The 12,812-nt window shown below is 64.2% G+C and carries 14 protein-coding genes; 4 read left to right on the top strand and 10 right to left on the bottom strand.

Features of this window, described 5'->3' with window-relative positions; translation table 11 throughout:
• Positions 1 to 56: 56 nt before the first annotated feature.
• From R4P57_RS22585 to R4P57_RS22570, 4 genes are all read right to left on the bottom strand, one after another.
• The gene (locus R4P57_RS22585) at positions 57 to 1,601 is read right to left on the bottom strand and encodes a S1C family serine protease (RefSeq protein WP_317805094.1); all 1,545 of its coding nucleotides are present in this window, start codon (positions 1,599 to 1,601) and stop codon (positions 57 to 59) included.
• Positions 1,602 to 1,702: 101 nt separating this feature from the next.
• The gene (locus R4P57_RS22580; protein ID WP_317805185.1) at positions 1,703 to 3,154 is read right to left on the bottom strand and encodes a HAMP domain-containing sensor histidine kinase; all 1,452 of its coding nucleotides are present in this window, start codon (positions 3,152 to 3,154) and stop codon (positions 1,703 to 1,705) included.
• A complete protein-coding gene (locus R4P57_RS22575) occupies positions 3,154 to 3,840 on the bottom strand; it encodes a response regulator transcription factor (RefSeq protein ID WP_032395747.1) in 687 nt (228 codons plus the stop codon). The genes R4P57_RS22580 and R4P57_RS22575 overlap by 1 nt, the downstream gene beginning before the upstream one ends.
• Before the next feature lie 65 nt (positions 3,841 to 3,905).
• Complete coding sequence (locus R4P57_RS22570) at positions 3,906 to 4,520, bottom strand: trimeric intracellular cation channel family protein (RefSeq protein WP_317805093.1); 615 nt, start codon at positions 4,518 to 4,520, stop codon at positions 3,906 to 3,908.
• Positions 4,521 to 4,631: 111 nt separating this feature from the next.
• Between R4P57_RS22570 and R4P57_RS22565 the strand changes: the two genes are divergently transcribed.
• A complete protein-coding gene (locus R4P57_RS22565; RefSeq protein ID WP_317805092.1) occupies positions 4,632 to 4,913 on the top strand; it encodes a PASTA domain-containing protein in 282 nt (93 codons plus the stop codon).
• Positions 4,914 to 5,060: 147 nt separating this feature from the next.
• The gene (gene corA / locus R4P57_RS22560; protein ID WP_317805091.1) at positions 5,061 to 6,077 is read left to right on the top strand and encodes a magnesium/cobalt transporter CorA; all 1,017 of its coding nucleotides are present in this window, start codon (positions 5,061 to 5,063) and stop codon (positions 6,075 to 6,077) included.
• Positions 6,078 to 6,140: 63 nt separating this feature from the next.
• Here the strand turns inward: corA and R4P57_RS22555 are convergent, their stop codons facing one another.
• From R4P57_RS22555 to mrf, 6 genes are all read right to left on the bottom strand, one after another.
• Positions 6,141 to 7,859 (bottom strand): metallophosphoesterase family protein, encoded by a 1,719-nt coding sequence (locus R4P57_RS22555; protein WP_317805090.1) that lies wholly within the window; start codon positions 7,857 to 7,859, stop codon positions 6,141 to 6,143.
• Between the two features lie 163 nt (positions 7,860 to 8,022).
• Positions 8,023 to 9,204: an RtcB family protein gene (locus R4P57_RS22550; protein ID WP_317805089.1), complete on the bottom strand. Its 1,182-nt coding sequence runs from the start codon at positions 9,202 to 9,204 to the stop codon at positions 8,023 to 8,025.
• Positions 9,205 to 9,524: 320 nt separating this feature from the next.
• Positions 9,525 to 10,583 carry a VIT1/CCC1 family protein gene (locus tag R4P57_RS22545; protein ID WP_317805088.1) on the bottom strand — a complete coding sequence of 353 codons (1,059 nt, stop codon included), beginning with the start codon at positions 10,581 to 10,583 and terminating at the stop codon, positions 9,525 to 9,527.
• A 26-nt stretch (positions 10,584 to 10,609) separates the two neighbouring features.
• Positions 10,610 to 10,777: a 50S ribosomal protein L32 gene (rpmF, locus tag R4P57_RS22540; RefSeq protein WP_317805087.1), complete on the bottom strand. Its 168-nt coding sequence runs from the start codon at positions 10,775 to 10,777 to the stop codon at positions 10,610 to 10,612.
• 3 nt (positions 10,778 to 10,780) lie between these two features.
• Entirely contained in the window at positions 10,781 to 11,041 is a 261-nt protein-coding gene (locus R4P57_RS22535; protein ID WP_317805085.1) for a type B 50S ribosomal protein L31, read from the bottom strand.
• Entirely contained in the window at positions 11,038 to 12,270 is a 1,233-nt protein-coding gene (mrf, locus tag R4P57_RS22530; RefSeq protein ID WP_317805184.1) for a ribosome hibernation factor-recruiting GTPase MRF, read from the bottom strand. Before mrf ends, R4P57_RS22535 begins: the two co-directional genes overlap by 4 nt.
• A gap of 138 nt (positions 12,271 to 12,408) precedes the next feature.
• On the opposite strand from mrf, the gene rpmB reads away from it, so the two are divergent.
• Positions 12,409 to 12,645 (top strand): 50S ribosomal protein L28, encoded by a 237-nt coding sequence (gene rpmB, locus R4P57_RS22525; RefSeq protein ID WP_032404320.1) that lies wholly within the window; start codon positions 12,409 to 12,411, stop codon positions 12,643 to 12,645.
• Positions 12,642 to 12,812 carry a 50S ribosomal protein L33 gene (gene rpmG / locus R4P57_RS22520; RefSeq protein ID WP_170944568.1) on the top strand — a complete coding sequence of 57 codons (171 nt, stop codon included), beginning with the start codon at positions 12,642 to 12,644 and terminating at the stop codon, positions 12,810 to 12,812. The genes rpmB and rpmG overlap by 4 nt, the downstream gene beginning before the upstream one ends.

The raw sequence follows: 12,812 nt of genomic DNA, 5'->3' as shown, positions 1-12,812 counted from the left end.
CTCACGCTGTGCGTAAATCGTTGCAACCGTGCCGCGCCTGCCTGCTTCTCGTAACATCAGCGACCGCCCGGAAGCGACGGGATCTGGAAGGGCAGTTGCTGTTCCTGCTGTTGCGTCTGAGTCTGCGGCTGGGCCGCGGCAGGCTCCGCAGTACCCAGCGTCACCGTCGCTGTCTTCTCGCTGCCGCCCTCGGTGTAGGTGATGTTCACCGAATCTCCCGGTGCATGCGAGCGCACCGCCGCGATCAGTGCGTCGCCGCTGGCGATGACGCGGTCGTCGACCTTGGTGATCACCGCGCCCGTGGGGATGCCCGCCGAGGCTGCCGGACCGCCCTCGGTGACCTCGACGACAGTTGCACCGTTGGCGTCGTCCTGCGAGGGAACCTGCACACCGATCATGGCCTGAGTGGCCTTGCCCGTGGCGGTCAGCTCGTCGGCGATGCGTTTGGCCTGATCGACCGGAATCGCGAACCCCAGCCCGATGGAACCACTCTGGGATCCGGATCCCTGGCTGCCGCCGATCGTGGCGATCGCGGTGTTGATTCCGATCAGTTGGCCGTCCGTGTTGACGAGCGCGCCACCGGAGTTACCCGGGTTGATCGCAGCGTCGGTCTGGATGGCATCGATCACCGAGTTCTGATTGCCGGACTCACCCGACGTGGAGACCGGCCGGTTGAGCGAGGACACGATGCCCGTGGTGACGGTGCCCGCCAGGCCGAGCGGGGAGCCGATCGCGACGACCTGCTGGCCCACTTCGAGGTTCGACGACGAGCCGAGTTCGATCGGCGTCAGGTTCGTCTTGCCCTCTGCCTTGATGACGGCCATGTCCGAGACCGAGTCGGCACCGACGATCGTCGCGTCGGCGACCGATCCGTCGGAGAACGCGACGGTGAGTTTGCCGTTGGCACCCGCACCCGTCGCGACGTGATTGTTGGTGAGGATCAAGCCGTCGCTGCTGAGAATGACGCCCGAGCCCTCACCCTCTTCCTGAGAACCCTTCACCTGAATCTGCACGACACTCGGCAGGACCTTGTTCGCTACCGCCTGAACCGAGCCGTCGGGGAAGTTGGCGGCGGGCTGAGCAGCAGTGACCGTGGAGTTCAACGAGTTTGTCACTCCCCCGCCGTTGCCGTTGGCATTGTTTGTGGCGATAGCACCGACCGCGCCGCCGATTCCGCCGCCGACCAGAACGAGTGCGATGGCTCCGGCCACGAGTACCGACCGACCCGGGCGGGACTTCACCGCGCTCGGTGCCGAATTCGATTGCGGCGCCACGTGCTGGGGTTGAGCGTGGTGAGCCTGGGTGTGCTGCGGATCGCCCTGCTGACCGTACGGCCCGTAGCCGGGCTGGTACGCCCCCTGCCCGTAGCCGGCGTACTGCTGCGGATAACCCTGCTGCGGCGGCTGCGACCCTGCGTTGTGGGGTTGAGGCTGCTGGGACGGGAACTGCTGCGTCGGGTGCTGCTGAGTGGAATCCTGCCGAGTCGGATGCTGCTGGGCCGAGTAGCTCTGTTCGTCGCCGCGCGAAGCCCGGTCCGCCGGATGCTGCTCGCCACCGGCACCCTGTCCGGTCTGTTCGGATTCGTTACGGTCGTCGCTCATCGTTGCTGCTTCCTTCAGTAGAGACCTCGTCGTAGAGGTCCGCCCGCCTTCTTGCTACTCACTGTGCAGGGCGGTACTGAGAGAGCGCTGAGATCCGGCTATCAGTTTGCCGAGAGTGTCGTGGGATCAGGGGCACTTTCGCCGGGCAACACGATTCGTATCAGCGCGCCGCCCCGCTCGGACACCTCGACCCCGATGGTCCCGCCGTGCTTGACGACCACCTGTCGCACGATGGCAAGTCCCAGACCGGATCCGGGCATCGAACGCGACGCCGTCGAGCGATAGAAGCGCTCGAACACCAGCTCGCGATCTTCCTCGGGGATACCTGGGCCTGCGTCGTCCACCGTCAGCTCCAGCAGACCATCGCCGATCTGCCGCATCGTGATTCGCACCTCACCACCGCTCGGACTCCATTTGGCCGCGTTGTCGAGCACATTGAGCACGGCCCGGGACAGTCCTGCTTGATCGCCGTAGACGAACCACGGCATCAACGTCGCATCGAAGTCGATCTCGTTGCGACGGCGGCGTGCTCGCTCGAGGCTGCGTTCGACGGCGTCGGCCAGGTCGACTCGCTCGAACACCGTCTCCGGTGCATCCTCTCGCGCCAGATCGACCAAATCGCCCACCAAAGTGGACAATTCCTGAATCTGTGCCACCACGTCGGTCCGCAGCTCGGCCATGTCCTCGTCCGGGATGGACGGCGCTCCAGGGCGTCCCGCCGCGATCAGCAACTCCATGTTGGTCCGCAGCGAGGTCAACGGGGTCCGAAGTTCGTGGCCCGCATCGGCGACCAATCTGCTCTGCCTGCCGCGAGATTCGGCCAGTGCGCGGAGCATCGTGTTGAAACTCTCGGTCAGACGGGCCAACTCGTCGTCGCCGGTCACCGGGATCGGCGTGAGGTCATCGGTGCGTGCCACCCGTTCGGCTGCCGCCGTCAGTCGGGCAATCGGGCGTAAACCGGTGCGTCCCACGGCCATACCTGCCCCGGCCGCCAGTACAACTCCGCAGGCTCCGACGATCAACAGCACCCACGCCAGACGGTCGAGCACTTCCCCGGTCGGCAACAGCCTCTGTGCGACGACGAGGGTGCTGCCGTCCTTGGTGCGTAGTGCGAGCACCCGCTGATCGTCGAGTGTGCGCAGCGACGATTCCTGTTCTCCGCTCACGACAGCGAGTTCGGCATCGCCGATCGGCACCTTGGGCCCGGGCGGGTTGTAGCTGGACATGTCCGGATAGATCAGCGCAACACTGACATCGGTGCTGTACAACGTGGCTCCGGCAACAAAGCGCGGGTCATAGGACACCAGACTGGACTCCGCCAAAGCCGATGCGCGGGAACGCAATTGAGTGTCCACATCGCCGTACAGCGCTCGCGAGACCACCGTGTACGCGGCAATGGCCATGACCGCCACCGCAATTGCGACGACGGAGGCCGCGAGCAACGTCACCCTCCACCGCAGCGACACCGTCCGTGTCAGGGGCATCGGTGGTCGCATTGCCGTCGGCGAGGAGCCGACGCTGTCGGCCGACTTGCGCCCGAACGACGCGACCATCACGGGGGCGTTTCGCGCAGGACGTACCCCACACCGCGAACGGTGTGGATCAGCCGCGACTCCCCCTCCGCCTCGGTCTTGCGCCGCAGGTAACCGACGTACACCTCGAGTGCGTTGCCCGACGTCGGGAAGTCGTAGCCCCAGACCTCCTCGAGGATGCGGCTTCTGGTGAGCACTCGGCGCGGATTGGTCATCAGCATCTCGAGCAACGAGAATTCGGTCCGGGTGAGACTGATCGATCGTTCGGCGCGCGAGACCTCACGGGTGACCGGATCCAACGACAGGTCCGCGAACGTCATGGTCTCCGAGTCGATGCCCGCTTCCATCGCGGTACGCCGAAGCAGCGCGCGCAGGCGAGCCAGCAGTTCCTCCAGCGCGAACGGCTTGGGGAGGTAATCGTCGGCACCGGCATCGAGGCCGGCGACGCGCTCGGACACCGAGTCCCGGGCCGTCAACACGAGAATCGGCAGGTCGTCACCGACGCTGCGCAACCGACGACACACCTCGAGGCCGTCGAGGCGAGGCATCATCACGTCGAGTACCAGGGCGTCGGGACGTGCCGCCGCAACCTGCTCGAGCGCGTCGAGACCGTCGACCGCCAGGTCCACGGTGTACCCGTTGAACGTCAGCGACCTACGCAGCGACTCACGCACTGCCCGATCGTCGTCGACCACCAATATCCGCATTCGTACAGTTTGTCCTGGTCGACTGAGATATGTCTGAGAGGGGTACCTACTCCACCTGCGACGACCTACAGACCAGGAAGATTTCGGGCGAGCGGGAGGTTCCACTTTCGCCACAGCGCGAGCAGACGCAACCCCGTCGCGAGCACTGTTCCGACGACCAGACCCACGTTCTCCGGCAGACTCAGAACGTCCGCCAACACGACGGCCGTCGCACCGAGCAACGCGGGTAGGGCATAGAGGTCCCGGTGCAGCAGCAGAGGAACTTCGTTGACCAGCACGTCCCGAATCACACCGCCGGCCACCGCCGTCGTCGTGCCGATGAGAGCTCCCGCCAACGCGCTACCGCCGGCAGCCAACGCGATCGTCGCACCGGTCGAGGCGAACAGTCCCATCCCGAACGCGTCGAGCACCAGAACTCCGCGGCGGACCTTTCCCATCTGTCGGTGTGCAACGAACACGACCAGCGAGGCGAGAAAGCCGACGGTGAGATTCGGCCACGTGTCCAGGGACGTCGGCGGGTGGATGCCGAGCAGCAGATCGCGAATGATTCCGCCGCCGATACCCGTCGTGATTCCGACGACGCAGACCCCGAACAGATCCAACCGGCGGTGCACTCCGACCAACGCGCCCGAGGCCGCGAAGACCGCGATACCGATGAGTCCGAGCACGTCGAGAAGCATCGGATCAGCATGTCACGGGACTGACAGGGGTTTGACAGCAACATCCGACCGCTGCCACAGGACCAACGAGCACATTCGAGTCGTCACCGATTCCAACCTCAGGAGCACGTCATGCGTATCGGATTCAAGAAGACCATTGCCACTATCGCCGTAGCCGGTGCCCTCTCACTCGGTGGCGGCGCCATCGCCCAGGCCGCGCCGGACCGGGCCACCATCCCTGCTGTCGCTGGGAGCTCCGAATCGGACGCCCTGCAGGCTCTCTCGGATGCCGGATTCACCGACGTCACCGTCGACTACGACCGCCCCGATGCCACCGTGATCGGAACGAACTTCCAGGCCGGAACCAAGGTCAGCGAACACGCGCCCATTCTGGTGACCGCCGGCAAGGGCTAGCTCGACGGCAACAGGATCGATGCCGGGCAGCCGCTGTCCTGGGGCCAGTGCGTGACATGTACGTGCTGCGTCGCCTCACTGTCGCAGGCGATAGTCTCGATCGAGTGCCGTCCGGCACGTCTGTTTCTCGAACCGAGGTGACCCGAAGTGCCGATCGTCGACAACGCCGTCTACGTCGAGGGGAAGCGAACCGCGAATCCCGAGAGCCTCGATATCACTTTCGAGTGCATGCGAGATCGCCACGGAATGGCATGGATCGGCCTCTATCGACCCGAGCTCAGCGAGATCAACGCTGTGGCAAACGAATTCGGGCTGCATCGGCTGGCCGTGGAGGACGCCATTGCGGCCCATCAACGGCCGAAACTCGAACGCTATGCCGAGCAGCTCTTCGTCGTCCTGCGTCCCGCCAGATACATCGACGAGACCGAAAAGGTCGAATTCGGAGAATTGCACATTTTCCTCGGCGTAGATTTTGTTGTCACCATTCGTCACGCCGAATCACCCGAACTCGGGAAGGTGCGCCACCGACTCGAGGAATCCCCCGAATTGCTCGGACTCGGGCCCGAAGCGATCCTGTACGGCATCCTCGACCAAGTCGTCGACGAGTACGTTCCCGTCATCAAGGGCTTGCAAACCGACATCGACGAGATCGAGGATCAACTGTTCACCGGCGATCCGAGTGTGTCGCGCCGAATCTATTCACTGTTGCGCGAGGTATCCGAATTCGATCGTGCTGCAAAGCCTTTGGTCGACATGATCGAATCGCTCAAGCGTGGGTCGGACAAGTATCACGTCGACGTCGAATTGCAGCGCAATCTACGAGACGTGCTGGACCACGCGATCCGCATCTCGGACCGCATCGAGGCATTCCGGTCCAATCTGCAGAACGCGATGACCGTGCACTCCACCATGGTGGCGCAGCAGCAGAACGAAGAAATGCGCAACATGACGCAGGTGAGCCTGGAACAGAACGAACAGGTCAAGCGCATTTCGTCCTGGGGTGCAATTCTTTTCGCACCCTCGCTCATCGCCGCCATCTACGGCATGAACTTCGACGACATGCCCGAACTGAAATGGCAGTTCGGCTACCCACTCGCACTGGTCGCCATGGTGATCTGTTCCAGCGCGCTGTACGTGGTGTTCAAGCGCCAGAAGTGGTTGTAGAGCGGCTTCGCCGCATGTGCGTGGAACTTCGTAGCAGGAGTCGAAGTTCCACGCACATGGGACCTACGAGGAACCGAACACCGGACCCACCGGAATGTCGCGGGTGAAGGTCAACCTGTCGAACTCGTTGCCGTATTCGTCGATGGCACCGATCGTCATTCTGCTGGCCGTGATGCCCGGAATACCCGGCACCACATCGACTCTGACGAACGAGTAGTTCAGGAAGCGCACTCGCGACCAGGTGATCGACTCGGCCGACTTGGTGCCGTCGGGTGCCCACACATAGCTGTTCGGTACTGCGGTGTCGGGCAGCTCGTTGCCGCGGTAGCTCACGCCCTCGCCGTCCTGGAACGTGTAGCGCGGACGACCGCCACCGCCGACGGTGTAATACACGGTGCCGTCGGTCTTTCCGCTGACCGTCGCGTTGTCGCCTGCGACCCGCGTCGCGCGATTCCCACGGATGGGGTCGGTGCGCTCGAAGACGTGATTGTGAGCCTGGAGCACCACGTCCACCTCGTAACGGTCGAACAGTGCAACCCACGCGTCGCGCACGCCGCCGTCGCTCGCATGGGTGGATGTCGTCGAGTACGCGCAGTGATGGAAGAAGCAGACGATGAAGTCGATGTTCGGATCGGCACGATACCTCGCCAACGTCTGTTCCACCCAGCTGTTCTGGGCTCCTCCGCTGTAACCGGTGTTGGCCTTGATCTCGTAACTGACGTCGTTCGCGTCGAGCGAGAGAACGGCAGTGTTGCCGTAGACGAACGAGTACGCCGACGGGCATCCCTTGGGTCCGTTGGTCGGCTGATCGAGCCGTGCGGCGTGACCGCCGTATCCGTTGGGGCTGTAGAGCGCTTCCATGTCGTGGTTGCCGGTGGCGAACAACCACGGCGCGGTCGATGCGCTGGCTTCGATGGCCTGGAAATACCCGTCCCAGACGAACGGGTTGAACTTGTCGAATCCCTTCGGCGGCGTCTGTCCGTGCTTCGCGAACTGCGGAGGAAGACCGGCACCCGACGGGTCCGCGTACGCGATGTCGCCTGCGAGGATGTGGAAGTCCGGGTGCGATGCCTGAATCTGCCGATTGATGTTGCGGGCGTGCTTGACCGACGGTTCGTTGTCCGCCTTGTAGTACTGGTCGTCGTAGTCGCCGGCGACCAGACCTGCTGGTTGCGAGGGGGTTTCGTCGACGCCCTGATCGCCCATCATCGTGAACCGAAAGGGTGCGATGCGGCCCGACGGCAGCGCCGGAGACGCGCTGCGGATATCGCTCACGAAGCCGTCTGCGGTGCGCCAGCGGTAGTAGTGCGGCAGCTTGGGCGTCAGATTGTCCACGGGTACGTGCACGTAGTACTGCTCGGCCGAGAGGATGCCGCCGTCGGTCTGGGGCACCTGGCTGATCAGGTTGCGCACCTCGGCGGAGGTCGTCGCGCCCAATGCAGGCGTGGGGCCGTGGTCGAGAAAGACGCCGGTGATTCCGGGATTACGCGAGAGCTGAGCGGAGAACCGCAACTGCGTCGCCGGATCGTTTCCGAAGCCCATGTGCCGTCCGGCAACAGCCAACGGAGCGTCCTGCGCGTAGGCAGTGCGCGCGAACACCGAATTCCCGACGCCTACCGCGGCGGCCGTCGCGGCGGCTCCCACCAGGAAATTTCGTCGACTGACCGGGTGCCGCCGCAGGAACGACCGATGCCAATCATGCTGCTCGGCCATGGTCATGTTCTCGGCGAGCGTGCCCGGGATGCCGGTCGCGACGGTCTCGCCTGCGGGATTGAGCGTCATCAGTCGATCGTGGCGGTGACGACCGCTCTATCCGTTAACCAAGCGAAGCAGTTGAGTGAACAACACGCGAACACCGATGCACAACGGGACGAACGCGGACAATCCCGTCGTGCACGGAAATTCGTGACCCACTACGAATTTCCACGCACGACGGGAGGAGGAATCAGGTCCCCTTGACGTTGAGGATCTGCCTCAGCTCGTGCTCGATGCTGACCAAGTCGCGGGCGTCCTCCATCACGACATCGATCGACTTGTAGGCGTCGGGAATCTCGTCGATGAAGTCGGCACTGTCGCGAAATTCGATCCCCACCATCCGCGCCTGCAGGTCCTCGTGGGTGAACCGCTTCCTGGCCTCGGTCCTCGAGAACTGCCGACCGGCACCGTGAGGAGCCGAGCACAGCCCGGCCCGCGAGCCCTTACCGACGACCACGTAAGAACGAGTTCCCATAGACCCGGGAATGATCGCCTTGACGCCCTCGTGTGCGTCTACCGCGCCCTTACGCGTGAGCCACACATCCTTGTGCGCATGCGTTTCCTTCACCGTGTAGTTGTGATGGCAATTGATCCGCTCGACCTCGCGATGGTCGTCGGTTCCCATCCACTCGGCGAACACCGCACCGAACCTGTCCATCATCTCGGCGCGATTGAGGTACGCGAACCGCTGCGCCCACTTCAGGTCTCGGATGTATCGCCCGAATTCCGGCGCACTCTCGGGCAGGTACGCCAAGTCCTTGTTCGGCAACGGGATCCACCACTGCGCGCACAATCGCTGCGCAATGGCAATGTGCTTCTTGGCGATCTTGTTACCGACGCCCCTCGACCCGCTGTGCAGAAACAGCCACACTCGATCGGTCTCGTCGAGGCATAGCTCGATGAAGTGATTTCCGCCGCCGAGCGAACCCAGCTGTTCACGCCACTGCGGTGAGTGGTTCAGCTCGACGCCGTCCTTGGCCGCCAACTCCTCGAGTTCGACCAGCTTGGGCGCAGTGAACTGCCAACGATCGACACCGACGTTGTAGTTGCCGGGCGAGAGAGGAATGCTTGCTTCGATGGCGAGTCGCAAGTCCGTCAGATTGTGGCCGTCGACGTCGTCGAGGGTGAATTCTGTTCGGACGCCGATCATTCCGCAGCCGATGTCGACTCCGACCGCAGCCGGTATCACCGCACCCAACGTCGGGATCACCGTTCCCACTGCACTTCCCATACCGCTGTGAGCGTCGGGCATCAGGGCGACGTGCGGATGCACGAACGGCATCGACGCTGTTTCACGGGCCTGCTCGAGAGTCTTGTCCTCGAGCTGTGAAGCCCAATTGAGCAAACGCAAGCCCACCTTGTTCGGGGGCATGATGTTTCCTTTCTGCCCCCTCCACGAGAGAGCGTTATTCGATAGGTCGAATCCCGAACGGTGCCTGTTTGCCACGGAGAGAATCACGTCGTTCAGGCGAATATGCGCGCAGCACAGCGCTCACACCGGCTCTCGAGTCGAGAGCGGGGAAAGCCAGAACGGTTGCACGCATGACGAGAACCCTATCGAGTGGAACGTTTCCGACGCGAGCGAATTATTCGGATCGTCGGGGATGGGACTGAATGCACAGTAGTGCGCTGTGATGGCGGGATCCCGTCGATGAGGCCGAATATCGTGCAATCCTGCCCACCCACCGGTCTCTACACTCCCCCACCGAATGCGAGTCCCAGTAGATATGTCGCCCCGGCCGCGCCGTAGCCGATAGCCAGCTGCCGCAGAGCGCGTTTGACCGGCGGCCCACCGCTGAGCAGTCCCACCACCAGGCCGGTGCAGATCAAGGCGATTCCGACGAGGACGGCGGCAACGGCAAGTGCCACATAGCCTTCGAGGCCGAACAGATACGGCAGCACGGGGATGACGGCCCCGGAGGCGAAGAAACAGAAGCTGGCCCCGGCGGCACCGACGCCGGTTCCGATGGACTCGTGCTCGTCGACGTCGGGCGCCATCTCGTCGGCAGGTAGTACTCGCAGCACTTCCGCCGCTTTGGCGTCGGCTTCCTCGTGTGTCATCCCCCGGGCTCGGTAGACCAGTGCCAGTTCGTTGGCGTCCACGTCGAGGTGTCGGACGGCGTCGCGCGCGGCACTGTCCGGGGATGACGCCTCGAGCAGCTCGCGTTGCGAACGGACGGAGACGTATTCGCCCGCACCCATGGACAGCGCGCCGGCGAGCAGTCCCGCAAGTCCGGTGACCAGGACGATCTGATTGGACACTCCGGATCCGCTGATGCCGAGGACCAGAGCCAGGTTGCTCACCAGGCCGTCGTTGGCCCCGAACACTGCGGCCCGGAACGTGCCGGACAGTCGATTGCGGCCGCGAGCCGCCAGTGCCCTGATGACTTCGGCGTGGATCTGTTCGTCGGCCGTCATCGCCTCCGTGGCATCGGCGTCGGTGGCGTACGGCGAACGGGTTTCGGCTCGTTGGGCCAGCGCGAGTACGAATACCGAACCGAAGCGACGTGCCAACACCCCGAGGATGCGGGTGCGGATGTCACCCTTGAGCGGCATCCCGACACGGTCGCCGAGCAGGGTTCGCCAATGCTGCTCGTGGCGGCCCTCCGCATCGGCGAGTGCGAGCAGGATCTCGCGCTCCTCGCCGATGCGTCGGCCTGCCAGATCGCGATAGACGGCGGCCTCGGCTCGCTCGTCGGCGAGGTACTGCCGCCACCGCTTCACATCTCGCGCACTGGGTCCATCGTTCATGAACGTCAAGATAGACCCGCTGAGGGTCAGCTCGGGTCGTACACTCCGGTCTGCACTGCTTTGACCAACCTCCGTGGCACTCTGAACTCTCGACCTTCAAAGCGCACGGTCACCAGATCAGGAGCAACGGCTTTCCACTGCGCCCGACGGCTTCGGGTGTTCGAACGCGACATCTTTCTCTTCGGAACAGCCATGATTCAGGCGTCCTTTCGGCTTCGGCGACCGTATCGCTTCTCGAATTTCTCGACGCGGCCCTGGGTGTCCATCACGCGGGCGGCTCCGGTCCAGAAGGGGTGTGATTCGGACGAGACGTCGACGACGATGAGCGGGTAGGTGTTGCCGTCGGCCCATTCGGTCTCGCGCGCGGATGTGACGGTGGATCTGGTGAGGAACTTGTTGCCGGTACTCGAGTCCTGGAACACGACCGGGTGGTAGTCGGGGTGGATGCCTGGTTTCATTCTGTTGCCTCTCGTGTTTGTTCTGCGTACGGGGATTCGCTGCTCTCGCATGGGTCTTCGTGCCACTGACCGAAGGGGTCGTGCCAGGTGGCCCAGGCCGCGGGGTCTGCCATCTCGTCGTCGGATACCAACGCCCACTGCAGGGTTCGGTCGATCTCGGTGGGGTCGGCCTCGTGGACGAGGATCACCAGCGAGGTGTCGCGATCACCGAACTTCTCGTCCCACCGCAGCGCCGCCATTGCCCGACGCGTGGCGTCGACGCGGTCCTGCTGCTCCGGAGTCATTGCGGCAAGCCACTTTCCGGCACCGGCAACGCGAAGACCGCCGCCGGCCGATTCGATCCACAGCGCTTCGTCGGGCTGCGTGGCGACCCACACCCGCCCCCGCGCGGTGACGACGCCGTCGAGCAGTACGTCGATCGCCTCGTGCAGACGCTCGGGATGGAACGGCCGAGTGGCGGTGAACTCGACCAAGGTGACACCACAGTCGACAGCCAGCGGCGGCTGGCCGAGCAATAGCGGTGAGTGCGCATCGCTGATCGCACCACGCCGGGCATCGGCGGGAACGGACGCGAGAAGTGCGGGAGCGTCGACCATTGCGTCCTGAGAAACCCAGACCACGGGTGCATTCGGTGCCAACCGCGCCAGGACAGCAGCGAGCCGGGCGCGTTCCCACGCGTCGACGTCGGGGCCTGCGGTGACGACGAGCGCATCGGCGTAGTCGACCTGCCCGACCACCACTTGCGCGACGGTTCGATCGTCGTCGCCACTGGCGACGATGCCTCGGTCTGCCATGGCGTCGTCGCCGGTGGCGTCGGCCAGCCAGGTTGCGGCGTCGAGGCAGTCGACAACCGCCTCGATGCGGACGTCACGCGAGGCCGGGCCGTCGATCTGCCCCACGATGCCCGCCACGACGACGTTGTCCACGGCCCAGCACAGCGCCTCGGGCTCGAGCGCGGGGTCCATGGCGAGCACGATGCGATCGACGTTGCTGCGGGCGGACAGCGCGCGCAGCAGCGGCAGTAGATCCTCGCGGAGCGTGCAGGAGACGCAGCCGTGCGCCAGTTCCAGGATGGTCTCGCGCGGGGTTTCACCCAGTACGGACACCGTGCGGCGCACGACGCCCTCGGTGACGCGGCTCAGGTCGTGGCGGACCGCGACGGTCCCCGGCGCGAGCAGTGATGTCACGACCGCGTCCATGGCCCCGGTCCAGCCGGAGACGAGGACCATTGGGATTCGATCGTCCGGTGAGTTGTTCACGAGCACCCTTCTTGTCGACAACGATTGTCATTACCTGTGGATGCACGCTACATTCGTGAACACGCTTTGTCGAAAACGATTGTCATAACGGCAAGAAAAGGAGTGCTCATGTCAGCGCACTGCCAAGTCACCGGCCGCACCCCCGGATTCGGAAAATCGGTCTCGCACTCCCACGTGCGCACCAGCCGGAGATGGGATCCCAACATCCAGCGCAAGACCTACTACGCTCCGAGCCTCGGTCGCCGCGTCACCCTCACGCTCTCGGCCAAGGGCATCAAGACCATCGACCGCGACGGTATCGACGCCGTGGTGGCCAAAATCCGCGCACGTGGGGAGAAGATCTGATGGGCAAGAGCACCGATGTCCGGCCGATCGTCAAACTCAAGTCGACCGCGGGTACGGGCTACACCTACGTCACCCGCAAGAACCGTCGCAACGATCCCGACCGACTGGTCATGAAGAAATACGACCCGGTCGTGCGCAAGCACGTGGATTTCCGAGAGGAGCGCTGA

The sequence above is a fragment of the Rhodococcus sp. IEGM 1330 genome (genome assembly GCF_033142445.1).
Taxonomy (GTDB): domain Bacteria; phylum Actinomycetota; class Actinomycetes; order Mycobacteriales; family Mycobacteriaceae; genus Rhodococcoides.
The sequence above is the reverse complement of the archived record's forward strand: the minus strand, read 5'-3'. Positions and strand labels throughout refer to the sequence as shown.